At 35.7% G+C, this 24,170-nt stretch carries 22 protein-coding genes; 9 read left to right on the top strand and 13 right to left on the bottom strand.

Going from position 1 to position 24,170, the window contains the following annotated elements:
- The first annotated feature begins 82 nt into the window (after positions 1-82).
- Together AC3FI7_RS08155 and AC3FI7_RS08150 are read left to right on the top strand one after the other, a co-directional pair.
- Positions 83-1,774, top strand: a complete 1,692-nt coding sequence (locus AC3FI7_RS08155; RefSeq protein WP_491461794.1) for a sodium:solute symporter family protein — start codon at positions 83-85, stop codon at positions 1,772-1,774.
- 35 nt (positions 1,775-1,809) lie between these two features.
- The gene (locus tag AC3FI7_RS08150; RefSeq protein ID WP_142724394.1) at positions 1,810-2,328 is read left to right on the top strand and encodes a DUF2911 domain-containing protein; all 519 of its coding nucleotides are present in this window, start codon (positions 1,810-1,812) and stop codon (positions 2,326-2,328) included.
- A gap of 52 nt (positions 2,329-2,380) precedes the next feature.
- Here AC3FI7_RS08150 and AC3FI7_RS08145 read toward each other — a convergent pair whose 3' ends face one another.
- The 4 genes from AC3FI7_RS08145 to AC3FI7_RS08130 all read right to left on the bottom strand — a co-directional run bounded on the left by AC3FI7_RS08145 (position 2,381) and on the right by AC3FI7_RS08130 (position 8,065).
- Positions 2,381-3,820 (bottom strand): serine hydrolase domain-containing protein, encoded by a 1,440-nt coding sequence (locus tag AC3FI7_RS08145; RefSeq protein WP_491461793.1) that lies wholly within the window; start codon positions 3,818-3,820, stop codon positions 2,381-2,383.
- Positions 3,821-4,024: 204 nt separating this feature from the next.
- Entirely contained in the window at positions 4,025-5,161 is a 1,137-nt protein-coding gene (locus AC3FI7_RS08140; protein ID WP_142724396.1) for a helix-turn-helix domain-containing protein, read from the bottom strand.
- A gap of 290 nt (positions 5,162-5,451) precedes the next feature.
- Complete coding sequence (locus tag AC3FI7_RS08135) at positions 5,452-6,072, bottom strand: response regulator transcription factor (protein WP_142724397.1); 621 nt, start codon at positions 6,070-6,072, stop codon at positions 5,452-5,454.
- 4 nt (positions 6,073-6,076) lie between these two features.
- A complete protein-coding gene (locus AC3FI7_RS08130; RefSeq protein ID WP_491461792.1) occupies positions 6,077-8,065 on the bottom strand; it encodes a sensor histidine kinase in 1,989 nt (662 codons plus the stop codon).
- 132 nt (positions 8,066-8,197) lie between these two features.
- On the opposite strand from AC3FI7_RS08130, the gene AC3FI7_RS08125 reads away from it, so the two are divergent.
- The 3 genes from AC3FI7_RS08125 to AC3FI7_RS08115 all read left to right on the top strand — a co-directional run bounded on the left by AC3FI7_RS08125 (position 8,198) and on the right by AC3FI7_RS08115 (position 12,002).
- Complete coding sequence (locus AC3FI7_RS08125; RefSeq protein WP_491461791.1) at positions 8,198-9,232, top strand: LamG-like jellyroll fold domain-containing protein; 1,035 nt, start codon at positions 8,198-8,200, stop codon at positions 9,230-9,232.
- A 467-nt stretch (positions 9,233-9,699) separates the two neighbouring features.
- Positions 9,700-11,172: a S41 family peptidase gene (locus AC3FI7_RS08120; protein WP_491461790.1), complete on the top strand. Its 1,473-nt coding sequence runs from the start codon at positions 9,700-9,702 to the stop codon at positions 11,170-11,172.
- A gap of 164 nt (positions 11,173-11,336) precedes the next feature.
- The gene (locus tag AC3FI7_RS08115) at positions 11,337-12,002 is read left to right on the top strand and encodes a DUF6624 domain-containing protein (RefSeq protein WP_343658922.1); all 666 of its coding nucleotides are present in this window, start codon (positions 11,337-11,339) and stop codon (positions 12,000-12,002) included.
- A gap of 50 nt (positions 12,003-12,052) precedes the next feature.
- Here the strand turns inward: AC3FI7_RS08115 and AC3FI7_RS08110 are convergent, their stop codons facing one another.
- From AC3FI7_RS08110 to dapB, 3 genes are all read right to left on the bottom strand, one after another.
- Positions 12,053-13,249 (bottom strand): retropepsin-like aspartic protease, encoded by a 1,197-nt coding sequence (locus tag AC3FI7_RS08110; RefSeq protein ID WP_343658921.1) that lies wholly within the window; start codon positions 13,247-13,249, stop codon positions 12,053-12,055.
- Positions 13,250-13,348: 99 nt separating this feature from the next.
- The gene (locus tag AC3FI7_RS08105; RefSeq protein WP_142724403.1) at positions 13,349-13,891 is read right to left on the bottom strand and encodes a helix-turn-helix domain-containing protein; all 543 of its coding nucleotides are present in this window, start codon (positions 13,889-13,891) and stop codon (positions 13,349-13,351) included.
- Between the two features lie 374 nt (positions 13,892-14,265).
- Positions 14,266-15,069: a 4-hydroxy-tetrahydrodipicolinate reductase gene (gene dapB, locus AC3FI7_RS08100; RefSeq protein ID WP_291896186.1), complete on the bottom strand. Its 804-nt coding sequence runs from the start codon at positions 15,067-15,069 to the stop codon at positions 14,266-14,268.
- Positions 15,070-15,315: 246 nt separating this feature from the next.
- Here dapB and AC3FI7_RS08095 point away from each other — a divergent pair, with 246 nt between their 5' ends.
- Positions 15,316-16,107 (top strand): AraC family transcriptional regulator, encoded by a 792-nt coding sequence (locus tag AC3FI7_RS08095; RefSeq protein ID WP_343658920.1) that lies wholly within the window; start codon positions 15,316-15,318, stop codon positions 16,105-16,107.
- Positions 16,108-16,172: 65 nt separating this feature from the next.
- Here the strand turns inward: AC3FI7_RS08095 and AC3FI7_RS08090 are convergent, their stop codons facing one another.
- The 4 genes from AC3FI7_RS08090 to AC3FI7_RS08075 form a co-directional block, all read right to left on the bottom strand.
- Positions 16,173-16,685: a GNAT family N-acetyltransferase gene (locus AC3FI7_RS08090; protein ID WP_343658919.1), complete on the bottom strand. Its 513-nt coding sequence runs from the start codon at positions 16,683-16,685 to the stop codon at positions 16,173-16,175.
- A 146-nt stretch (positions 16,686-16,831) separates the two neighbouring features.
- The gene (locus AC3FI7_RS08085; protein ID WP_142724407.1) at positions 16,832-17,635 is read right to left on the bottom strand and encodes a helix-turn-helix domain-containing protein; all 804 of its coding nucleotides are present in this window, start codon (positions 17,633-17,635) and stop codon (positions 16,832-16,834) included.
- Positions 17,636-17,744: 109 nt separating this feature from the next.
- Positions 17,745-18,473, bottom strand: a complete 729-nt coding sequence (locus AC3FI7_RS08080) for an SDR family NAD(P)-dependent oxidoreductase (RefSeq protein WP_343658918.1) — start codon at positions 18,471-18,473, stop codon at positions 17,745-17,747.
- Positions 18,474-18,527: 54 nt separating this feature from the next.
- On the bottom strand, positions 18,528-19,520 hold the full coding sequence (locus AC3FI7_RS08075; RefSeq protein ID WP_142724409.1) for an SDR family NAD(P)-dependent oxidoreductase: 993 nt from the start codon (positions 19,518-19,520) through the stop codon (positions 18,528-18,530).
- A 198-nt stretch (positions 19,521-19,718) separates the two neighbouring features.
- Here AC3FI7_RS08075 and AC3FI7_RS08070 point away from each other — a divergent pair, with 198 nt between their 5' ends.
- The 3 genes from AC3FI7_RS08070 to AC3FI7_RS08060 all read left to right on the top strand — a co-directional run bounded on the left by AC3FI7_RS08070 (position 19,719) and on the right by AC3FI7_RS08060 (position 22,049).
- Positions 19,719-20,555 (top strand): SDR family NAD(P)-dependent oxidoreductase, encoded by an 837-nt coding sequence (locus tag AC3FI7_RS08070; protein WP_343658917.1) that lies wholly within the window; start codon positions 19,719-19,721, stop codon positions 20,553-20,555.
- A gap of 96 nt (positions 20,556-20,651) precedes the next feature.
- Positions 20,652-21,602: a helix-turn-helix domain-containing protein gene (locus AC3FI7_RS08065; protein ID WP_491461789.1), complete on the top strand. Its 951-nt coding sequence runs from the start codon at positions 20,652-20,654 to the stop codon at positions 21,600-21,602.
- A 363-nt stretch (positions 21,603-21,965) separates the two neighbouring features.
- Positions 21,966-22,049: a hypothetical protein gene (locus AC3FI7_RS08060; RefSeq protein ID WP_491462089.1), complete on the top strand. Its 84-nt coding sequence runs from the start codon at positions 21,966-21,968 to the stop codon at positions 22,047-22,049.
- 644 nt (positions 22,050-22,693) lie between these two features.
- Here the strand turns inward: AC3FI7_RS08060 and AC3FI7_RS08055 are convergent.
- Positions 22,694-23,773 (bottom strand): alpha/beta hydrolase, encoded by a 1,080-nt coding sequence (locus AC3FI7_RS08055; protein WP_142724413.1) that lies wholly within the window; start codon positions 23,771-23,773, stop codon positions 22,694-22,696.
- Positions 23,770-24,156, bottom strand: a complete 387-nt coding sequence (locus tag AC3FI7_RS08050; RefSeq protein WP_491461788.1) for a DUF4890 domain-containing protein — start codon at positions 24,154-24,156, stop codon at positions 23,770-23,772. The genes AC3FI7_RS08055 and AC3FI7_RS08050 overlap by 4 nt, the downstream gene beginning before the upstream one ends.
- Positions 24,157-24,170 lie beyond the last annotated feature (14 nt).

The raw sequence follows: 24,170 nt of genomic DNA, 5'->3' as shown, positions 1-24,170 counted from the left end.
ACTGGAATACCTGGTACCTGCTATTGGCTGTTGCATTAGTCGTTCAGATCGCATTTTATTATTGGTTTACTAAATTCTGGGCATGAGTAGTATAGATTGGACCGTTCTTATTGTTACACTTGTTGCAGTGGTGGTTTACGGTGTATTCATCGGCCGTGGCCAGAAGAGCAACGAATCCTACCTGAAAGCAGATAATAAAATGCCCTGGTACATTGTGCTTATCGGGATTATGGCTACCCAGGCCAGTGCCATTACATTTCTTTCAGCACCAGGCCAGGCTTATACAGACGGCATGCGTTTCGTTCAGTATTACTTTGGTCTGCCCTTGGCGATGATTGTGATCTGTATTACTTTCATCCCGATTTTTCAGCGCTTAAATGTTTACACTGCCTATGAATATTTGGAGAACCGTTTTGATAAAAAAACGAGGGTACTCACTTCACTGCTTTTTCTTTTTTCCAGAGGTTTATCAACGGGAATCAGCATTTATGCCCCGAGCATCATCTTATCAAGCGTTTTAAACTGGAATATTTATTTGACCAATGTTTTAACAGGCGGCATTCTGTTGATCTACACCTATATTGGCGGAGCAAAAGCGATCGCTCATACCCAAAAATTACAGTTTCTCATTATCCTCGGAACAATGGCTTTTGCAGGGTATCTTCTGATTCAGGACATGCCGGATGGAATTGGCTTTAATGATGCGCTGTATCTGGCGGGAAAATCCGGAAAGCTCAATGTCATTACCACAGAATTCGACTGGAAAGATAAATACAATATCTGGAGCGGGCTGATTGGTGGTTTTTTTCTGGCACTTTCTTACTTCGGTACGGACCAGAGCCAGGTTGGAAGATATATTACAGCGAAAGACAATACCAATGCAAAAATGGGATTGCTGCTGAACGGACTGGTTAAGATTCCGATGCAGTTTGCGATTCTCCTGATCGGTGCTTTGCTTTTCGCTTTCTTTTCTCTGAAACCGGCTCCGATTTATTTTAATGAACGCTCTTATCAGCATTTAAAGGAAACAAAACCTGAACAGGCCGCGGTTTTTGAAAAAGAACATCAGGATTTACAGATACAATTCAATGCAGAATCGAAAGAAATTCTAAAACTGAAAGAAACCCATTCTCCCCAACTCAAAAAAACTATTGAGGAATTTAAAAACACGCAGGCTCAGGTAAAAGCCCTTCACGGAAGGGTAGAGGAAGCGATCAATCAATCAAACGATAATGCAGAGAAAACGGATACCAATTACATTTTCCTGTATTTTGTAAAAAATACCCTGCCTGCAGGGATGATCGGTTTACTGTTCGCTGTCATTTTCCTGGCCAGCTGGGGTTCCATTTCAGCAGCGCTGAATTCCCTTGCCGCCTGCTCGTTAAAAGATGTTCATTTACTCTTCAGAAAAGATATTCCTGATGAGAAAACCGAATTGAAGTATAGCCGCCTGCATACGTTAGCCTGGGGTATTTTCTCAATCGGTGTTGCTATGTTTGCCACGCAGATGGGTTCCCTCATTGAAGCGGTAAATGTATTGGGTTCTCTTTTCTACGGTCCGATATTGGGAATTTTTCTGGTCGCATTTTATTATAAAAAAATCGATGGTGCAAATGTATTTATAGCTGCCATTTTATCGGAAATTACGGTTATTGCGGTTTATCAGTTCGATATCGTTTCTTTCCTTTGGCTTAATGTAATCGGGGCAGCAGCAGTCATTATATTTTCTGCGATCGGTTTACTGTTTTATAAGCAGAAAACAGTAAATTCGTAAACGGACAATCACAAAAACAAACAAATAAAAATAGTATGAAAACAATGATTAAATCTGCTACCATGGTTTTGGCTGCAATGACGATTTCAGTAAACGCCTTTGCACAGGACACTAAAAAACCTGCCAGCCCTCCGGCTACGGCGACCGGAAAAATTAAAGATGCCACCATTACAATAGCCTATAGCAGCCCATCTGTTAAAGGACGTAAAATCTGGGGTGGTTTAGAATCTTATGATAAAGTCTGGCGTGCAGGTGCCAATGAAGCAACTACTTTCGAAACGGATAAAAATATTACCGTTCAGGGTAAACCGCTTCCTGCAGGTAAATACAGTTTTTTCCTGATCCCTAAAGAAAATGGAACCTGGACTGCCATTTTTAACAAAGAGCCCAAACAATGGGGTGCTTATAAATACGAACAGGCTAAAGATGCTTTACGTGTGGATGTAAAAACAAAAGCGTTACCGGCAACACAGGAAAATTTAGTGTATAAAATAAACAGTAATGGGTTTACAATGGATTGGGATAAAATCTCGGTTCCTGTAGAGATCAAATAAACTGAAATCCCGGTAATCCGGGATTTTTTGTTTAAAATCTGATTTGAAAATTTTACTTCCTTATTTCTTTCCCGATTTTATCTATCATTTTTTCAGCATTCCCGTTAGTGCCGCCAAGATGGATTGCTTTTTTATAACTATCCAGCGCTAATTCATATTGTTTACCTGTAAAGTAAGCTTCTCCTAAACTGTCAAAAATATTTGCGTCTTTAGGAAATTCATTTGCCGCCAATTTAAATAGGGTTATAGATTCATTGATTTTTCCGAGTTTTAATAATTCATATCCCAATTTATTAAGCTCACCCGGATTCTCGAAACTATATTCATTTTTAGAATTTTCTTTGAGTGAATAATAAGTCCCTATAGCTTTATTTACGTCATTGAGAGCTTCTTTTCTTATCGCCTGATAAATGGATTTTTTAGGAATTTCATACTGTTTTCCCAACATTAAACTGTGAATAATATGTCCTAAATCCCAGACTTTATTTAGATTATTAGACAATAGAATGATCGTCATATTATTTTTAAAATCGTTTAAAAAGATAGATTCAAATTTATACGAAACGCCATTGTGTCTTTGCAGTCCTTCTTTTTCAAAGTACCTGCCAAGAGATCCTCCTTCGTCTTTTGCATATGGATTATTCAACAGGGTCTGAAAGGATTTTTTGGATATTAACCGATTGGAATTCATCGCTTCGATCCATTTATACAGATCATTGATATCCACCCAAAGCCAACCGCTTATAAATTGCATTTCAGGGCATTTAACATTGTCAAAATCATAACAGGATGTTCGGTTTTTATATCCCGATTTTGGATCAAACACTGAATTGGTCATCTTCAACGGCTCAATTATATTTTTAGAAACAAACTCCTCAAATGACATTCCGGTAACCTTTTCAATGATTCTTCTTTGCAAAAAGACGTTACTGTTATCATACTTGTAACTGGTTCCTGGTTCAAAAAGTAGACTGTCATTGCTTCTCAGGATATTCCATGCTTCTTCATCATTCTTAGGTGCCATTGGGTCAATTTGAGGAATACCGCTTGCATAATTAATAAGATGTCTTACCGTAACTTTTTCAGACCACTTAGGCAACCCTAAATTAAATTTTGATACTTTGTCATCAAGATCAAGAAGACCCCGTTCGACTAAAATCATTATGGCAACCGCATTAAATTCCTTTGCAATAGAACCCGTGTTAAATATTGATTTGTCGTTTAAAGCAGTCTGTTTTGTTTCATCACTAAAACCAAATGATTTTTGATAGATGATCTTATGATGTTGAGAAATAAGGATATTCCCATTGAATAAACTTCTCTCGTAGGACTTTACCATTACCGAATCGATTTGGCTTATTAATTTTTTATTTGTTTTATCAACTTTGAAATCTGTCTTTGTTTGCTTAGTGAATTGGGCGTTTTTTGTTTTTTTCTGAGAAAAGACCTGTGTTGAAAAAATGCAAAAAAAGATTACAATTATATTTTTCATGAGAAATTTTTGAATTTTATTTAGACGTTCTTTTGATAGAATTGAGTCTTATCATAGTCTTAGTCTGCGTTCCGGAGTTACAGAAAACGTATTGACAACGATTCAATTTATTTTTAATTATTTTGCTGCAAAAATGCATCAGAACGGTTTAATATACGACCGATTAAAAAAAGTCGAACTCATTTTTTAAAAGTAATTCGATTTTTATAAAGCTTGTTTTCTAAAATCAGTTGGTGTTTTTCCAGTATATTTTTTGAAAGAGGTATTAAACGAAGATTTTGAATTAAAACCCACTTGATATAAAATTTCCAAAACAGTCAGTTCTTTTTGAGAAGGATCTTTAAGGATCTGCATTGCTTTTTCAATTCTATATTCATTGACAAAGTCGAAAAAATGTTTATCCATATACAGGTTGATCAGAGTAGATAAATCCTTGACAGGCATTTTTACCTGCTCTGACAAATCCTGAATCGTTAATGAAGAATCCAAAAATGGTTCCTTTTCCGCCATAAAATCTTTTAAGAGTTCGATTTGCGCATTTTTTTCGTCAATTATTAATGGGCTGGTTTTTTGTTTTGGAACGACCTCTGTAATTGGTTTTAGCCCGGAATTTACTCCTCGGAAAAATTCGGGATTGTTTAACGCAACAAAGAGATACCAACAGGTACAGAATAGAAATGCAAATCCATCAAGCGTTACGATCCAGGCTCGAAGCTCTCCCGGACCATAGATGAAAGTAACCAGCCATCTTATAAGAACTATAAAATGTATAACATAATACAGAAGTGTTATTTTGTACAGTGCGTTAAGTACAGAAACATTAGGATTTGTATAATTCTCGAGATAGACTGTTTTGGATTTTCTGATCACCAGAAATGACGCAATAAAATATACCTGAAAAAGAAATTCGAAAAGAAAGTAGAAAAATTGTGTTACAGGCATTTTATAGATTCCTTTTATAAAATGTATTTTAGAGGCTGTGTCTACAAAATAAATCCCTCCCATTAAATACAAATTGTAAGCAACAAACGGAATCACGTGCAATAGATGTTTCGGTTTTAGTCTAAAATTGGCATAACAAACGGACAGCACATAGAGATAAAACGATGCCGGAACCAAATAGACAATGCTCCAGCGAAACGCCTCAAGGTTGATATGATTTACTGGAAAATCTCTTGTCAGAAATTTGATTGCATCTACGGCATTGGTAAAAAGAAAAAATGCAAGCAGCCAATTTGAAAGTCTGTACTTCGTTTTTACAGTAATCAAAAACAGGGCAAACAAAAATACCAGGAAAATACCAATAGCGGAAACGAGATGCAGAAAGTAGAACTTGTCCATTGTTTTTTAATAGAAATACAAATTTAATTCTTGTCAAATTAAAATATCTGATGTTTTACCGTAATTTTTTCAATCATGGCATTTTGTTCTTAAATCAAAATAATTCTTATAAGTTATTATAAATGAATTTTTTATAGAAAATAATGAAGCAGTAGTCTCAGTTGGCGCCTTTTAACAATTTGTGCCGGAGAGGAGCGTATCTTCCAACACTTTATGTAATCAGAGAAACTGGATGTTCATCAGAATCTGCTCTATTTTGACCGTGCTTATAATAGGGCGAAAGGTATCTTTCATTTTTTGTAATTCTGTATTGCCCAAATCAGCAATGCATTTTTTTCTTTTGGGATACCCAATTTTTCTATAATTCTGGTACGGTGTCCTTCTACTGTTTTTTCGGACAGGAAAAGAAGCTCTGCAATTTGCTTGCTGGTTTTCTGAGCAGCTATTAATTCTATTATTTTTCTTTCAGAAAATGTTAATAGATTTAGTTTGCCTATGTCATCCGTTTGTTCTATTGTGTAATTTTGAAGTAAGGCTCCGGAATAATATTTCTTTCCCAAAGCAATTTCTTTCATACATTTTTCTAAATCAGGAGCCGCTTTTTCTTTTAGAATATAGCCATCTACTTCAAATTCTTTTGCTTTGTTCAGAACTCCAATTTCATTGTGCATCGTAAGGATGATAACTTTAGTATGCCATTTATTTTCCATTACTTTTTTGGCCACTTCCAATCCGTCCAAACCTGGCATATTTAAATCTAAAACAGCTACATCCGGCAAATAAACCTGAATGTAATTAAGGGCTGCAGTTCCGTTAGAGCAGGCACTAACTACGTTATAGCCCAAATTGGTAAGGTAGGAAACCGTTCCATTCAGGGTTAAAGGATGATCGTCTGCAACTAGAATTTTCATAGTATTATTTTTTTATTTGCACCTCTATTTTTGTGCCTTTATCAGTTGACGTGATATAAGCTTGTCCACCAATCGCTTTGCTCCTCTCTATAATATTGTGTAAACCAAAAGCATCCTTTTTTTCCATAGTTTCCTTTACATTAAACCCTTTTCCATTATCAAAAATTTCTAAGATAACGGTGTCTTTATTTTCCGTTAAAACTACTTTTGCTGCGATAGCATCTGCGTATTTTATAATATTTGAAACAGCTTCCTGCACAATTCTATAGATCTGTAATTCTTTTTCAGTTGTGAGGCTGTCCTGATAATCAATTTCGGATGAAATCATAAAACGATGTGTATTCTGGATGCGTTCCATGAATTGTTCTAAGCTGGCTTTGAGTCCTATTTTCTCAAAAAGGACGGGATGTAAATTTCTGCTGATGGCTCTGATATCATTAATAATGCTATCCACTTTTTCGTTTAACTGAAGCTGGCTTGCCTCAAAAGAATGCTTAAGGGACAAGAGTTCATGGCTCACACTATCATGGAGATCAGATGCAATTCTTTTGCGTTCTTCCTCGGTTTTATCCAGAAGGTTTTTGGTAAATTGCAGTGACCGTTCTTTTTCTAAAGACAATTTCTTTTGCTTTTGTTTTAAATAATAAATAACAATAACTAATAATAAGGCAATAAAAACGAGTATTAAAGCCACAATAACAGCATTTTTATTGGTAATGGTTTCCTGTTGGAGGTTAATTTCCTGCTCTTTTTCTTTAGTTTCATATTTTGCTGCGAGTTCTAAATTGATCAGTTTACTTTTTGCGCTTGATAAGCTGTCCTTTGTGCGGTAAACTTCATTATTATAAAAAACAACTTTGTCCAGATCTCTGCTTTGAATTGCTTTTTCTAATAAAACATTGTAAAACAGGTTGGCTCTTTCGTAGTTTTTATGTTCCAGCAAATTGGGCAGTGAATTTTCTATATATTCTGTGTTACATGTTTTTACATCTCTAGTGATTTGATATAAAGCTAATGTCGCCTGGTAATCCTTTTGCCAATTTTGAGAGGTGTTTTTTTCTGCAACAGGCTTTATTCTGTCTAAAACTATTTTGGCATCGTTTAATTTATTTTCTTCAATTAAAGCTTCTATTTCGTAATCAGAAATACAGAGCAGAAGTACATCATTATCATATTGGCTGGCTATATACTCTTTGTAAGTTTCGTGAATGTATTTATTTTTAGACTGTTGCTTATTAAAAAAACCATAAACAGAACATTTGTTATATTTTCCCATAAAATAATCATAGGTGTTTTTGATTTCTTTAGATCCCTTTATCACTTCATCTGCACTTGCGAGTGCCTTTTGAAAAGAACCGTTTGCTTTGTAAATATTGACATAATTCGACTCTACGGAAACTATGCTTTCCTTATCTCTAATTCTTATGGAGTAGTTTCTTGATTTTTCATTCGCTTCTATGCTGTTTTTTAAATCCCCTAAAACAAAATAAGTATATGATAAATCATAATAAGCACGGGCTATTTTGTAACAACTTCTGTAGTCATCCGGCTCTAAAGCTGTAATTTTTAAAAAGTAATCCTTAGCCTTGTTCAGATGGTCTCTGTCAAATTCTAAATTGCCATAATAACTATCAATGTAAATTGTTTTTAGTGGCGGTAAATCCTTCCTATATCTTTCATCAAATTCTTTTACAGCTTTGGTAAGACGAGGGTCAAAATCATAAAAATAAACAAATTTTGTAGTCACTAAATCCAGAATTCCGGAAGCATCTGAATAATTGCCTTTAGCAATTTTACTTTGATAGTAATTCAGAAAAGTTTTCAGGTAATATTCTTTATCAGCATGATAGTTTTCATTTTTTCTTAACCAAACTTTTGTAGGCTCTTCTTTTGCCGGAGTTACTTTTTCAAAATAAAAATTTTCTTTTTTTTCCCTACATGATAGTGTAAAAAAAGTAATGAATAAGAATATTATTTTCTTAATCGTAGCCATACATGTATTTTTCTGCAAATGTATCAATTTCTAATATTGAAAATTATGCAATCCTTAATTCAAGGGTTTACCCCTGTATGAATCTCCGGAAGAATACGACAATTTTGTGATTTAATTAATAAAATTATTATTATGAAACGTAAATTACTTTTAATGCCATTCAAGCTGAGTTTTCAAAAAATTGGGGTTGCCTGTTTTCTTTTAATGTTCCAAATCGGGTTCTCCCAGCAAGGAGCGGCGCTGGATTTTGATGGTACAAATGATTATGTAAGCTGTGGAAACATATTGCCTTTATCTTACACCAAAGAAGCGTGGATTTATGTGAAAAGTTTAAACAGCCAAAATAATATCATCTCTGGTGGTGACTCAGACGGGCTGCATGCTTTCTGGATACCCAATAGTTCCGGTAAACTTTCTGCAGGGCATAACGGAGATTGGTTCGCTCTTGAGGATACCGTTCCATTGTCTGTTAATACCTGGCATCACGTTGCAGTAACTTATGATGCTGCAACTACCACATTGAAATTATACAAAGATGGAGCATTAATAGATACCAGTAACGATGTTGGTCCGGTAGATGGAGGAAACATGGTTAGGTTAGGTGCTTTTAATAATGCCGCAAATAGTTTTACAGGAACTATGGATGAAGTGAGAATCTGGAATAGGGCTTTGTCTCCCAGTGAAATAACAAGCACCATGAACTGTGAGCTGCCAGGTCCGGTAGCAGGATTAGTTGCATATTATAAATTTAATCAGGGCATCGCTAATGCGAATAATGCTTCCGTAACAACTTTGCAGGATAGCAGCGGAAATAATTACAATGGAACTCTTAATGGTTTTTCTTTAAACGGAAATTCCTCTAACTGGGTTGATAATAGTGTTATAAATACCGGAACTGTTTGTACTACTTATTTAAATGTATCTTCAGTAGAAAAAACAACAAATTTTAAATTCTTTCCTAACCCTGCTACAAACAAGTTATTCCTAACATCCCAACAACCCATTTTAGATGTTGAAGTAATTGACTTTCTAGGACAAACTGTTATAAGGCAAAAAGTAAGCAGTGTTGAAGCTGAAATTAATTTGTCATCCCTTACTCCAGCCTCTTATCTGATTAGGGTAAAAACTGAGAAAGGGCTGGAAACAATAAAAGTCATTAAAAAGTAAAGACAGCAGAAATTCACTTTTTTGAAGGAATTTAAAATAGAAAGATCCCTTACGTCATTCTATTTCCTGGCAATCCGGTCTTATATTGTTGTGGGTATAGCTTTCCCTGGGTTATACTCACATCTTTCTTATTTAATATTTAAGCCTCAACTGATTGGTCTTACTTCATTTCGTTGAAACCAATATCCGGTGAAAACAAAAGGATCAGAGCAACCTCCTGATTCTTAATCCGAAAGAACGTTATCGCAATCTCATCAGCCAGCTTCCCGAAATTTTTCAGCGCACGCCACTTAAAAAAGTTTTAAGGGAAAGTAAAACTTACCCATCGTCAAGTTGATTTAGCTTTCTTATAATTAATTTTGGATGATCTGATTCAAAAATAAAGTTGTTGAAAAGATACCTGATTAATCCAATCAACATCAATTCAAAAAATAAGAAGTTAATACAATTAAATTACGAAATCAACAATGATAAGTCTATCGAAGCAAGGAAGTTATTTTATCAAACCGGCATTAATAATTATACTATCGATAAGTTCAACACTAAATTTCTTTGGGCAGACAAAGGATCTTAAATCTGCTCAGAAATATCCTGCAGATAGTTTACGTTTATGGACCTCAGGATTAATGGATGAAATTAGCAAAAAGCACCCTGGATTCTACAGATATACAGACAGGGAAAAATTTGGATTTTTGATTGATTCCACTAAGCAGAGCATTCAGGATTCCTTAACCCAGCTACAATATTACAGGAAGCTGAAACCATTATTTGCTAAAATCGGATGCCTACATACCGGAATTGAGCTTCCGGAAGAATATAAAGCTTATCTTAATACTTCTAATACTTTGTTACCGTTAGAACTTTTCGTGGATGTCAAAAATCAGAAAGTATTGGTTTCAAAAAATTACTCGGAAAATAAAGGGGTTATGCAGGGGGCAGAGTTGGTTTCAATTAATGGAACTCCTGTTCCGGTAGTATTAAAAAAACTGCTTAGTGCGGTTCCTTCAGACGGATATAACCAAACGGAAAAAATACTTTTGCTGAATTACAGATTTCCATTTTGGTATCAGGAAATAATAGATGCTCCTAAAGTTTTTAAAGTTGTTGTGAGATCAGAAGGTACTGATCAGACCTTTGAGCTAAGCGGTGTTTCCAAAGATGTGTTTCCTCCTTTGGAGCAGCTTGAAAAGAACTATCATGGGGCACTTGAGTTCGAAATAAAAAATAAGATGGCTATTTTAAAAGTTCATTCCTTTGCTGATACCGCAATAAAGCAAAGCGGGCAGAATTTTAAGAAATTTATCAGGGAAGTATTTGAGACATTACAACAACAGAATATCAGGGATCTTATCATTGATGTACGAAACAATACAGGAGGAACGGATGATAATGCAGCTTTACTGGCGTCTTTCTTTTTTGACAAGACCTTCAGGTATTGGGATAAGATTGAAGTTACAGAAGGTGTAGCTAAAGAGATCAAAGGCGTCAACAAGATCTTCTACAAAAAACCAGAAGAAAATAACGGGTTGTATCTCTGGAAAAAATCATGGATCACCAAAGAATTCGATTACTACGAGCCGCAGAAACCTGCCAAAATGAATTTTAAGGGAAACAGCTATCTGTTAACCAATGGTCTGTGTCTTTCATCCTGTGCTGATTTTACAGCCGTGATGTCATATAACAAAAAAGCTGTAGTGATCGGGCAGGAGACGGGTGGCGGTTATCAAGGCAATACAAGCGGAATGCTGAGCAGAGCTAAAATTCCAACAGGATTGGTTATCACTATACCTCTGCAGAAATACACCAATGCGGTTGATCTGAATAAAAACTTCGGCCGCGGTACAATACCGGATCATGAAATAGCAGCTACATTCGAAAATTGGATCAATAAGCAGGATGTTGAACTGGATGATACAATTCAATTGATAAATAAAAAGTGACAGCGTTTGGATGTAGCAAAACCTATGCGATCAAACCGATCATATAAAAATCAGGAATGTGAAAACTGGAATTAATTTGAGCGTTATGGCGGAACTTATTGCTAATGTGTAGAAATTATAAAAATGTACCCAACTACCGGAGAACTCTAAAAAATAAATGATATATGAAAAAATATTTGATAATCATATTTTTAAGCTTTATAGCATTAGGCTGCAGATCCAGCCAAATTTCTGATGCTGACAAAAAAACTATTCTGGATGAATTGAATTACATCTATACCATTGACCAAAAATATGCAGGCCTTCCTTTTCCGGAATTGAAAGAAAAATATGGAGAGAAAAAAGTCTGGGATGTATTCCTGAAAATGAGAGACAGTGTTGGACTTGAAAACCAAAACAGAATAAAAAGACTCTATGAAAAATATGGCTATCTGGGGTATGATAAAATCGGTGAAAAAGAAACCCAGTTTTGGATTTCAATCCAGCATGCGGATAATGATGTTCCGTTTCAGCAAGAAATGCTGAAAGTGCTGAAAAAAGAAATTAGGAAAAAGAATGCCGACAGAAGTCATTATGCCATGCTGGAGGACAGAATAGCAGTTAATCAAAAGAAAAAGCAACGGTTTGGCTCACAGGTAACCTATAACAAAATTGGGCAGGCTATTCCCAAATACGGACTTGTAGACAGTGCCCGGGTCGACAAATGGAGAGCCCGCTATCATTTACCTTCTTTCAAAAAATATTATAATGATATGACTGTTATGCATTTCGAAATGAATAAGGACCGACTTAGCAAAGCAGGTATACATGAACCTGTATTATATAAATAAAGCGGGTTTTCAAATCGACAAATGTTTATGGTGATCATGATACCTGGTTTCTATTTATTTGACATTTGTTTCAGATAGCTGTCATAGTTGAAATAAGGTTCATGGGTAAGGGAATTTGGTTTCAGATACAGTGTTCCTTTTTTGTTGTCTAAGATCACATTAAAGTGCTTTAAAATCTGATTACCAAATAAACTTGCTTTGGCATTTGGTACAGCAGGATTGGAAGCATTGGTTACAATGTCTTTAAATTGTACCCCGGCAATAAAAGCATCCAGCCGAATTATTTTCCGTCCGTTGACTACCGTGAGCGGATTCAATTCTTCCCAATTGTTTTTTGACCCCGTAAAATCATTTCCAATCAACATAGAACCGTCTCTTCCGGTATCAAAAAGGAACCATGAGCTGTACTTTTTGTTGTTGTGTACAATTTCAGCATTGAACATCGGTCGGTTTTGAACATAATACACAGGCATTTTTTTATAATCTCCGGCTTTATTGGGCAGGTTTTCATAAATAGTGAGTTCCTTCTTATCATAATCAATCCCGATTATCTTATCCCGGAAAAATCCATTTCCGATAATGAGGTCTTCAGAATCATCCATATTTCCAACCTCAGTCAGTTCAATATTATTCCACTGCAAACCGGATATCGTCACTTGATTATTCAGACTTGTTCTCTCTTTGTTTAGCCCATGTGTATTGCTTACCATTTTGTGTGAAGAGAATTCTAAACCTATTTTTTCTGAAGATTTTCTGTTGACAACGCTGGTTCCTGCGCCCATATCAAGCTGTAAAAGCACATCTTTATGGTTGACTTGTCCATTTAAGTAAATCCTGGAATTGAGTAATGTGAAAGGTACACGAATTGGATAGCTGTTTTTTGTTTCAAGATGAGCAGCATCAGGAGGAAGAACAGATGCAATCTGGATATGACAACTGTCTTTACTGTTAAGTAAAACCACAAAATCATATTTTTTTTGAGGTTGGGTATTGATGATCAATTCGTCCTGATCAGTTGTGAACTTTATAACACTTTTTTGGGAAGGAATATTGACGTAATAAATATCAGGATTAACTCCAGCCTCCAAATGCCAATCCATTTTAACGTTATCTCCATCACTGATTAAGGCTTTTTCTGAAGCAGATTTGATCGTTCTGATTTTTTGCTGTGCATAACTGATTTGCATTCCTACAATAAACATCACTAAAATTTTAAAGAACCGGTATTTAATATCTGATCTTTTCATGACATACATTTTTGAGCAAAGAAATGCAGTAAATCTCTAGAATAAGAAAATAATACATGTCAATGTCACGTCAATACCCCGCCAGTTACCTGCCTTAGATTATAAGATGTTGATATTCGGTGAAATACGGTTAGAGTCTCCTTTTGCTAAAATGATCGCATTTCGGATGATTATAACCCCATTTATACCGATCCAAAGAATAGGAATGAGCATTTTTGCATTACTTTTCACCCCGAACCAATCGTTCAGAATTAAAATAAAAATGAACAGTATGATACCGATCAATATCCAAATGATCTGTATCGAGAGGAGTTGTTTATTGACCTGATTCAGTTGTTTTTTCCAAAGAATAAGAACAATCGGAACAAGGATATTTAACGGCGGAAAACAAATAAAAGGTAATACAGAAAGATTCACGATTTTATTCCACTGCATATTTTGTTTTTCATCTTTAGGAATTTCGTTCTTTTCAAAGTAAGCTTCGTCCACCTGCAAAGCTTTGGCAAGAGCCTTTAGCGTAAAGGCTCTTGGTACCTGCCCGGATTCTATCCGCTGAATGGTTCTCACAGAAATACCTGAAATTTTTGCCAGTTCCTCCTGTGTAAGACAAAGTTTTTCCCGCTGTTCTGTTAATTTTGACATGTTTTACCCTTTAGTTATGCTAAGGTAATTATTTTAAACTCGATGATTTTGAAAAAAAAGAAAATACTTGAGCATTATAAGATTTATCCAGACCAATGGTAAATTCTAACGGGTGAAATTTTCTTTTTGTATATCCACAGACATTTTCTTTATAAATCTCTGCCGTACGAATACTTTCGTGTGGCATTTATTATCCGACAGGATAAAAAATCCAATATTTAGAAACTGTTCATACCCTTCGATTAAAAGGAAAAAAGACGCCGACTAAAGAGAGTTGGCGCCTTTTGGCTATTTGTGATCTCAACGAATGTATATTAGGAAATAGGTCCAAGTGAAATTTTATTCCCCGGGAAATTTTCTTTTTGTTTTTCCTGTTAAAATTCCATTATTGAGTCTAATCCTCTTCGTAAACCTTTGAAAGTATCAATGTTTTTGATGGCAAGTAATACTCCTTTTACATAAGGCTCCGCACTTTCTCCGGAATCATGTCTCAGTATTAATTTTTCTCCCTTGAGTCCAAAGATGGTTTCGACAGCGAGAGTGTGGCCAGGCAGACGAACAGCATGAACCTGTATGCCGTTTATTGTTGCGCCTCTTGTTTCTTTATTTCCTATGGTATCATCTATTGCTACGGATAGTTTAGGCTTTTGAACTTTAGAAAGACGATAAGCCAGTTCTGCCACTGTTCCGCTTGGGGCATCAATTTTTTTAGCATCCGCATAGTCAATGATCTCATAGTGGGGGATATATTTTGCTGCCATTTCAGCAAACTTTTGCAATAAAACAACAGTTAATGCAAAGTTCCCTGCAGCAAGAACAGAAGTATCATTTTCATTGGCAATACGTTCGATTTCTTCATAATCTTTATCAGTTAATCCTGAAGTTCCAATGATGACTTTTTTGCCTTTTTGTAAAGCAGTGTGGATATTATGCTTTGCTATCTCCGGCTTGGTAAAATCTACAAGAATATCAAATTCTACATTTTCTATTGCATCTTCTATAGATTTAAACAATGGAATATTATTGTCCGATTTTAATGACAGAATCTCTGACAGATTTTTCCCATCTTGAGATAAAGAAAGTCCGCCAGTTAATATTATTTCGTTATTATTTAAAATTGATCTGCTAATTTCAGAACCCGCCCATCCGGTGGCTCCTGCAACAAAAACTTTTTTCATAATGTTATTTTTTTATGTTATTCTATCTCAAAGATAGCTTGAATTTCGACAGTTGAGTTGCCTGGTATTGAATATGCACCCAGGCTGCTCTGTATGTTTTTTTTACTGAACAGAATAATAAGTGTTTAATAATGATATTGTTAGGGTTGTGTAAAAATAAACATGTTTTCATTTTAATTATGATAATACAAATGTACAATCGATGTTTTTATTAAATTTGCCAAAATTATTATATAAAACGCCAGGATGAAATGTGGATTATTAGAAAAAAGACAAGGGGAATTTGATGATGAAATTGGAATTGCTGCTTATGTCTGGTATGAGAAAGACTGGACACATGATGACTATGATCATGTTCACCAAAGATATCAGCTGACTTATGTGGAAGAGGGATATCAGTATTTTCACATTGAGAATAAAATTTATCTTGTTCCACAAAATCATCTAATTTGGATTCCTTCAGGTAAAAGACATCTTACTCAGTCGGAAGCTGGCACAGTTAACCTTATGGTTATCTTATTCAAAGAAGTTTTTGACAATGACTTTTATAATGAAGTACATGTCTTTTCTGCACCGTCTGTTTTGAAAGAAATGCTTCAATATGCTTCAAAATGGAATAAACTATTGGATGAAAATGAAGAGCAGAGATATTTCTTAAAAGCTTTATTGAGTAGTCTTCCTCATTTCTGTACAGAGAAAAAAGGTTTACAAATCCCGATTCCAGTTGATTCAAGGCTCCTCCCTGTATGTAATTATATTAATAAGAATTATATGGAACAGCTAAGCATAGATACCTTAGCTGATATATCCTTAATGTCTATAAGAAGCCTTCAGCGTATATTCAAACGGGAAACAGGCATTACTGTCCAAAAATATATACAGCTGATCCGTATTTTAAAAAGTATTGAGCTAATCAATACAGGACAATATACTTTAAGTCAGATAGCTTTAATGATTGGTTATAAAAGTCTATCAGCCTTTACCACTTCCTACTTTGGGATTATGAAAGAAAAAGCAAGAATCAGTGGTAAATTTTAAAATTCTGATCTTAATACTAATTGTAAAAAATATAGACTTTTGTAGTTAATAAATTCTTTAAAATTTCATAGATCCAGTACATAATATAATACATCCTCCGTTGTACCATCAAGCCAGCTCATGCTCTCCTCATGTGTCAAAATAAAGCCCATGCGCTGGTTTGCTGCTTTTGAAGCAAGATTGCTTTTACGGTGGCTAACAGACAATCTTCTTAATCCTAACTGGCAGGCACTCTGCATTCTTATCTGGTACAGGAGTGAAGAAAGTCCCTGGCCTCTAAATTCTTTCTTAATATATGATTGTCCCAAATATGCTTCTTCAGGGTTCAATAGAAGCATACTTGTCATGCCTATCGGCTGATTATTTTTAAATAGGCCGTAAACCAGTCTGGGATTTTTAATTCGTTGTTCCCATTCAATATCTGTGAGCTCAGCTTCGGGCGGATTGCTGACTCTGAACATTGCAGGTTCAGTCTTAATAGCCTCTAATCGCATAGCTTTATATAGCTGTGCTTCATTTTCTTTAAGCTGCCGGATTTTAAAATCACCTTTTTCCAGTTGAAGCTGCTTATCTTCCATATCTATATTTAAAAGTAAAAACAATTTGTAAAATTATTTAAAAAATATTTGTTTTCATTGGCTGAATATTGCAAATCATTAACCTGGCAACAATGTAAAATGTAGCTATAGAAATTGACTGACAGAAGATTTTTAACTATAAAAATTTAAGAAACTAAAGAGCTCGGGGCAATACCGAATTGCTTTTTGAAAGCAAATGAAAAATGGGAGAGGTTTTCAAATCCTACCTCATAGCAAACTTCCAATGGCCTTTTTTTCTTTTCAGTGATCTGGTAATAAGCAAGCTCCAAACGTTTATGTGTTAACCACCGTTGTGGCGTCATGGTGAAAGCCTTTTTGAAATCCCGCTTAAATGTTGTAAGGCTTCTGCCCGTGAGGTAACCAAACTTTTCCAGCGGAAGATTGAACATAAAATTCTTTTCCATATAGTCTACAAGATTGATTTTTCCGGGCTCTTCAAAATTGGCAAGCACATGATCGATTTCTTGGTTCAGGGTTCTGAGAATACTGATGGCTTCGGTAATTTTAATGGAAGCAATATCCACAGGGATGTCCTTCATGTCAAAATAGGGAATAAGCGATGCCAGGCAACTTTCCAGCAGAGGGTGATTATTGAAACAAAAAATCTTCGGTGAATTTTTGGGTTGAGGATTTATGTTCTTGTCTGCATAAAAATTCTTTAATGTTTCTAATGATAAATGCATGACCACTGTTTTGTGGGGTTCACCGTCTTTAGGATAATTGATAATAGTAGCTAACTGATTTCTGGGAATTAGAAAAATATCCCCTTTTCCAAATATATAGGAAGCATCAGCCTGTACAATCTTGGTTTCTCCTGAAAGAAACCAGACCAGCATATGCTCATCAAACATAATGTCCGATTTGAAAAACTTGTCTTCGTAGCTTGAAAGTTTTATATCTTCGGTAATGTATCGGGCTTGGTATTCCATGATTTTTGTTTTTTTAAGAAGGAAATCAATAAGGTAAAGATAAGAAATAACATTATTTACTTTGTTTAAAAGTTCATGGTAAGAGAAGCAAAATGGCTATCTTGCCTCTCTAAATAGATTGTCCGCCATCCACCAGAAAGTTGGCTCCGGTCAGAAAACCTGCATTTTCACTTGTTAAATAATGGATCATATCAGCGACTTCTTCTACTTTTCCCATTCTTCCCATTGGAATGCTTTGTATCAGATGACTTTCCAATTCTTCATTCAAACCGATTTTATCCATGATTTCTGTCGCTATGGGGCCTGGACTTACAGCATTAATGCGTATTTTTCTCGAAGCCAGTTCAAGGGCCGCTATTTTTACAACTGCATTGATCGCAGCTTTACTGGCTGCATATATAGAAGCGCTTTGTGGCGAAATGGTTGCAGAAGTAGAAGAAAGCATAATGACAGAAGCGCCATCATTAAGTAACGGAATAAAGCGACTCAATGTAAAAAAAGCTCCTTTGAAATTCACATTCATGATTTCGTCAAATAAACTTTCTGTTGTCTGCTCAATGGTGGAAAATTTTGTAATACCAGCGTTGATAAGCAAGATATCAACTTTTCCAAATTGTTGCTTTATTTGACTGACTAGATTTTCTATATCATTTAATTTCGACTGGTCAGCAGTCATTGGTGTTGCATTCAATTCATCAGCAGCTTTCTCAATAGCTTCTTTCCGTCTTCCGGTGATGATAATGTGGGCGCCGTTTTCTTTTAGCTTTTTGGCTGTGGCATAGCCAATACCGCTGTTACCACCGGTAATAACGGCTATTTTACCATTTAGATTTTTCATTTTTTTGTTTTTTAGGACTGAGTTACATAAAAACATTCAGAGAATTATCAGTATTTATGGATTGAAGCGGATGCCTGTCATCTCTTCAGTCAGTTTCCATAGTTTCTTGGCATTGTTTTCATCCAGTGAATAAGGATTTACTCCTTTCTGCTCGGTAATATCTGATGAGAGTACTGCGATGTCCCCATCCTCACAATAGACTCCACCAATATGCTCAAGTAAAGGGCTGGCAGCACACCAAACTGTTGTAGCAGCTCCTTGTGGGATGGTTTTTAAGGATGCCGCTACTTCAGGTAATATATTGCCATCTGCATCCACGAAACCCATTTTTTGAAATAGTTCCAGTGGAGCTTCCCTGCCTAATTCTGTTCCGCCAATAGAACCGGGGTGAACCGCATAGCTTCTGATATGGGAAGATTGTCCCCGTACATCCAGTTCCATCGAAAAAAGATTGACGGCTGTCTTGGATTGTCCATACCCCTGTAAAGTTTCATATTCTCTATGCAGGAAATTAGGGTCATCAAAATTAAAAGACGCAAAATGATGACCGTGGGAAGAAACATTGATAACCCGTGCTCCATTGGCTTTTTTAAGTGCTGGCCATAATCCGGAGGTAAGCTGAAATGCAGCTAAATAATTGGTCGCCAGCTGGGATTCTATACCCCGTACATCTCTGCGAAGCGGTACCCACATAATGCCTGCATTGTTGATCAATAAATGCAAAGGTCTTCCTGACGAGATAAAGTTTTCTGCGAAGGCATCAATAGAGGTGGGTGACATTAAATCCATTGTGGCAATTTCCACATTGGCAATTCCTTCCAGATTTTTCTTTGCCTTTTCAATATCGCGTGCGGGTACGATTACTGTAGCTCCGGCTGAGGCGAGAACTTTTGTGGTTTCCAGCCCGATTCCTGTATTACCGCCTGTGACAATAGCCACTTTCCCGGTGAGATTGATGTTTTGAATGACATCATTGGCTGTTGAAAATGCATTGAAGCCTGAACCGATTGGCTGTTGTTGAGCTCCCTGATAATTATTCTTTTCCATTTTGAATACGTTTAATTGTTATTACTGAGACAAAATTAGAGAAGCTTAACCTGTTCTGTTTTGTTCAAAAGGCCTAATTAACTTTGTTCAAAAGGGCAGGTGATTTTTTCTTTGTTTTGGTTAGGATAATCCTCATTCTGGCAACGTAAGTGTATCTGATTAGGAGCAACTTTGCATTCATAGTAATACAATTAAAAAATGGAAAATAGACAGAAAGAAAAAGTTTGGTTCATTACGGGATCTTCAAGAGGATTTGGAAAAATATGGACAGAAGCCGCTTTGAAACGCGGAGACAAGGTGGCTGCTACAGCACGTAATATCAATAGCATTGCAGCCTTAAAAGAAACGTATGGCGATCAGGTCCTGATTCTTGAAGTCGATGTAACCAATGCCTCACAGGTGCAAAACGCTATTAGCAAGGCTAACGAATATTTTGGAAGATTAGATATTGTATTTAATAATGCCGGATATTCTTTGGTGGGAACCGTAGAAGAGAGCAGCACCGATGAGGTAAAAGCCATGTACGAGACCAATATTATAGGGCCTATCCATGTGATTCAGGCAGCATTACCTATACTTCGGGCCCAAGGTTACGGCCATGTTTTGGGGACATCCAGCGCTGTTGGCATTTACAGTAATCCTCTAATCGGATATTATTGTTCTTCAAAATTTGCGTTTGAAGCCATTTATGATAGTTTATCTAAAGAAGTTGCAGGATTTGGCATCAAAGTAACGCTGATTGAACCGGGGGCTTATAATACTGAATTTGGCAGTGCCGAATCGTTAAAAATAGCCAGCAAAAGGCTAGCGGATTATGATGATTTGAAAAGCAGCCTGATGGAAAATTTACAAAAACTGGAACGAGGAAATCCTATTGCTACTCCCGAGGCCATATTTGCTGTAGTTGATGCAGAAAATCCGCCGTTGAGATTACTTCTGGGTAAAAACGATTGGCCACATATCCAACAAATCTATGCTGAACGCCTTCAGGAATGGGAAATCTGGAAAACTGTTTCAGAAGCAGCCCAAGGTTAATCCATCTATGATGTTTTTTGATATGCTTTTATTCGCTTTTCTTTTTAGTGAGGAAAAGCGAATATTGCTTAACTTGTAATCTAGAATTTTTATCACATGGCTTCAAAAAAATCGAATCATCCCGTAAAAAGATTCAATACGCTGGCTGACGTAATGGAGGCCTCTGGTTTTCCACCCCCAAAGCACCCTTTAATTGTTTTGTTAAACGGTGTAGACAAACCACTGAAAGGTCGTGCCCCTAATAAATCACACGTACTGAATTATTATAAAATAGCCTTTAAACCGGATGCCGGAGGAGAGTTAATGTATGGGCAGACTAAATTTGATTTTAAAGAGGGAGGTTTGTTTTTTGTAGCTCCACAGCAAATTCTTTCTTCAATAGAAGAGAACGATAAAGAGAAAACTGCGGAACAGAAAATACTTAGTCCGCAGATCACACTACTTGTAGATCCTGATTTTTTACTACAATACCCATTGGCACAAAAGATCCATCAGTATCATTTTTTCTCTTATGCTACCAATGAAGCGCTGCACCTTTCGGCTAAAGAAAAAGAAACCATTCTTTCGTTATTCAGAGATATAGAAGAAGAGCTTGAAAATCGTATAGACGACATGAGCCATAATGTGATCATATCTCAAATCGAACTATTGCTGAACTATGCACAACGTTTTTATAACAGGCAGTTTCTTACCAGAAAACAAAACTATCCCAGTCTTACCGATCGTATCGATCAATTATTGGAGGACTATTTTAATAGCGATAAGGTGCTGAATTCCGGAGTTCCAACTGTTAATTATTTAGCTGATCAGCTACATATGTCAGCAAGCTATTTAAGCGATCTGTTAAGAAATCTTACAGGGCAAAACACTCAACAGATTATTCATGATAAAATGATTTACCTTGCTAAAAATAAGTTATCTACTACAGCTCTCAGTATTTCCGAAATTGCGTTTGAATTAGGTTTTGAACAGCCCCAATCCTTCAGCAGATTATTTAAATTAAAAACAAATCAAAGTCCACAGCAATATAGAGGTCAATTCAATTAATTGTTACAGTTACTTAAACGCTAACAGTCTAACAGCTATTGTCTTACGTGTATATGGTTGTTGCATTATATTTATCTAACTTTAATGCTTACGCTCAATTTAGGATAGGAAGGTGTTAAAGTCATTATTATAAAGCTGTATATTTGATTTAAACCGATAAAGAGTTTAAGATCCTAGCAATGCACAGCGGTCTACTTAAATTCAATGGATAATAAGCATAATTTGTTAAAAGTGCATATAGAGAACATCGTAGCAATTACAGAAGAGGAATTTGCATTTATAGGAGAGCTTTATTTGTAAAGAATATAAAAGTTCAATTGTATTTTTAAGGAAGGTGAAAACGTAAAATATATATACTTTGTATTGTCCGGTCTTCTGAAGCTCTATTATACAGATGATAATAGTAAGGAACATATTGTTTCATCAAATAGTCGTCTCCTTAAATGACCTAAAGAGTGCATCTTCAAACACTTTTATAGATGATTTAGTTCGATTGCGCAAAATTAAACAGGAATTATACAGCTCATTTTTATCGGTATTTTTTTAATTAAAATTCTTACAATTTAATTTTTGAGCTTTCTAAACTTAAATCTAAAATTGGAAGAGGTATCTGCATATCATTGATAAAATTTACTATTCAATAAAAGGGTTAAAAAGCTAGGTTTTGTAATTCCAGATTATCTTGCTATAAAGTCTTTTAATATTTTGAATGAATATGTATGGCATTATCATTTTTTTCCTTCACGGCAGTCATAAACGGTAGCATTAGAGGGCTGTCCATCATTGGTTATAACCAAACTGAGCTCCTGTCTGAGAATAGATACAATGCCTGAGGAGGCATCATCAGCATCTCCTGTTGTCAACCCGGGACCTAAAAGGCCAAAGAATTTTTGATCTTTTTTGTTGGGTTTTCAACCTGATTTTTGACAGATATTGTTAATTGTTTTTGAACACAATATACTATTAATTGATTATTTTGTACCTCCTGAAATAAGTAGTTTTTGATAATTAAAAAAGACCTTCCACATAGCGGGAAAGCCTTTTAATTATTATTTTAAATGTGTTTTTTTCAAAGAAAGCTGTTTTTCATACTAGTTACAGTAAGAAATTCTAGGGTTCGTACTGCTTCCACATGGAAACTGATATTTGATTTGCAGATATTTAGGAGTAGGATTATCTGTAACTTCCAGCGGAGCCATCGACTGTCCGCTATAGGAAGGCATGGTAACTTGTGCAGCAGAACCATTACCTAAAGCCACATTTTTGGCACTCGTATTACCGTTGAAGCTGTAATCCATCATGGCATCTAAAAGACGATATACACCATAATAATCCAATGCATCAAATACTTTTCGGGAGCTTGGCATTGCGTGATCTGTTACATAATTGTATCCGTTAACAGTAGATGATTTAATATAAATGAAATCTTTTTCAGCATTAGAAATATTAATGTTTTTAAAGATATCAATTGCCATTCTGTGATCGTTGACATCATCTTCGTCATAGACCTGGGTGATCATTTTGGTGTTAGAAGGAAAACTCTGCAATTGCTGTTGGGTAGTCAATGTACTGTTCCAGTTAAAAGAATACCACGGAGCCATGGTGAAAAGAAAGCGTCCGTTTTGTCCCCAACCTTTTTCCGTAAATGCTTTATAGGCAAGATCAATACTTGCTCCACCCCCGAAAGAATGCCCCATAAATCCTACTTTCTGAGTATCAATAATATTGGGATAATCTGTTGCAGCTTTTATGAAGCCTTCCCATAGGGTTTGGTAACGGTGATCAACACTGATATCAACAGTACGGTAAGGTACAAATACCACAACATAACCCTTTTTTGCGATAAAGTTATAGAGTTCTATATTATAATCCTTGTCTTCACCACCAAACGGATGTGAAAAGAATATCGTAGGTCTGGGAGACGTAATTCCTTTAGGATAGAAAATAGAAACCTGTGTTCCTGCATATTGTGGATTATTAAAATCAATTTCAGCCACTTCATAATTGCCATCTGCACCATATCCTGATATCGGTTTCTGAATAGGTCCCTGAAAACTGCTGCCAAGCTTTGGCTGAATAGGAGCCGCTTCGTCAGTGTCATTAGTGTTCTGAGAACATGCTGAGGTGGTAATAAACAAAATCATTACCCATGGATAAAATAGTTTTTTCATTTTCTTTTTTCTTTTAAAGTTTGAATCATCTGATCTTTAATTTCCTGATACTTCTGATATTGTGCTGCATCCAGAATTTGGCTCAGTGCATTAGATTTTTCTTTCTGTAGAGCTTTCAGTTTTTTGAATTTAGAGAGTTTATTTTCGCTACTCTGAATAATAGGTTCATTCTTTTGGGCATACTGAAGGTTAAGCGCAGAAACTTTCTGGATTTGTGACGTATTCAAAGACAGTTTAGTTGTTATCCATTCCGTCTGCATCTTGGCACGCTGTTCCGGAGTAGTGTCCTTTAATTTTTTTGCCTGTGCCGATACATTTGTAAATGTCATCCATAGAAATGCCATTACAACAAGCGGCCATTGTTTTTTTTGTTTTAAACGCATCTTGGAGAATTTTA

This window comes from Chryseobacterium sp. TQ-BC-N36 (genome assembly GCF_058382295.1).
This window is presented reverse-complemented; position numbering and strand designations above follow the sequence as displayed.

Bases quoted from the DNA above. Each gene is read 5' to 3' on its own strand.
- AC3FI7_RS08065 (WP_491461789.1), top strand. From the start codon at position 20,652: ATGGCTTCAAAAAAATCGAATCATCCCGTAAAAAGATTCAATACGCTG.
- AC3FI7_RS08050 (WP_491461788.1), bottom strand. From the start codon at position 24,156: ATGCGTTTAAAACAAAAAAAACAATGGCCGCTTGTTGTAATGGCATTT.
- AC3FI7_RS08135 (WP_142724397.1), bottom strand. From the start codon at position 6,072: ATGAAAATTCTAGTTGCAGACGATCATCCTTTAACCCTGAATGGAACG.
- AC3FI7_RS08115 (WP_343658922.1), top strand. From the start codon at position 11,337: ATGAAAAAATATTTGATAATCATATTTTTAAGCTTTATAGCATTAGGC.
- AC3FI7_RS08145 (WP_491461793.1), bottom strand. From the start codon at position 3,820: ATGAAAAATATAATTGTAATCTTTTTTTGCATTTTTTCAACACAGGTC.
- dapB (WP_291896186.1), bottom strand. From the start codon at position 15,069: ATGAAAAAAGTTTTTGTTGCAGGAGCCACCGGATGGGCGGGTTCTGAA.
- AC3FI7_RS08095 (WP_343658920.1), top strand. From the start codon at position 15,316: ATGAAATGTGGATTATTAGAAAAAAGACAAGGGGAATTTGATGATGAA.
- AC3FI7_RS08140 (WP_142724396.1), bottom strand. From the start codon at position 5,161: ATGGACAAGTTCTACTTTCTGCATCTCGTTTCCGCTATTGGTATTTTC.
- AC3FI7_RS08120 (WP_491461790.1), top strand. From the start codon at position 9,700: ATGATAAGTCTATCGAAGCAAGGAAGTTATTTTATCAAACCGGCATTA.
- AC3FI7_RS08125 (WP_491461791.1), top strand. From the start codon at position 8,198: ATGAAACGTAAATTACTTTTAATGCCATTCAAGCTGAGTTTTCAAAAA.
- AC3FI7_RS08080 (WP_343658918.1), bottom strand. From the start codon at position 18,473: ATGAAAAATCTAAATGGTAAAATAGCCGTTATTACCGGTGGTAACAGC.
- AC3FI7_RS08055 (WP_142724413.1), bottom strand. From the start codon at position 23,773: ATGAAAAAACTATTTTATCCATGGGTAATGATTTTGTTTATTACCACC.
- AC3FI7_RS08130 (WP_491461792.1), bottom strand. From the start codon at position 8,065: ATGGCTACGATTAAGAAAATAATATTCTTATTCATTACTTTTTTTACA.
- AC3FI7_RS08070 (WP_343658917.1), top strand. From the start codon at position 19,719: ATGGAAAATAGACAGAAAGAAAAAGTTTGGTTCATTACGGGATCTTCA.
- AC3FI7_RS08105 (WP_142724403.1), bottom strand. From the start codon at position 13,891: ATGTCAAAATTAACAGAACAGCGGGAAAAACTTTGTCTTACACAGGAG.
- AC3FI7_RS08075 (WP_142724409.1), bottom strand. From the start codon at position 19,520: ATGGAAAAGAATAATTATCAGGGAGCTCAACAACAGCCAATCGGTTCA.
- AC3FI7_RS08085 (WP_142724407.1), bottom strand. From the start codon at position 17,635: ATGGAATACCAAGCCCGATACATTACCGAAGATATAAAACTTTCAAGC.
- AC3FI7_RS08110 (WP_343658921.1), bottom strand. From the start codon at position 13,249: ATGAAAAGATCAGATATTAAATACCGGTTCTTTAAAATTTTAGTGATG.
- AC3FI7_RS08090 (WP_343658919.1), bottom strand. From the start codon at position 16,685: ATGGAAGATAAGCAGCTTCAACTGGAAAAAGGTGATTTTAAAATCCGG.
- AC3FI7_RS08155 (WP_491461794.1), top strand. From the start codon at position 83: ATGAGTAGTATAGATTGGACCGTTCTTATTGTTACACTTGTTGCAGTG.
- AC3FI7_RS08150 (WP_142724394.1), top strand. From the start codon at position 1,810: ATGAAAACAATGATTAAATCTGCTACCATGGTTTTGGCTGCAATGACG.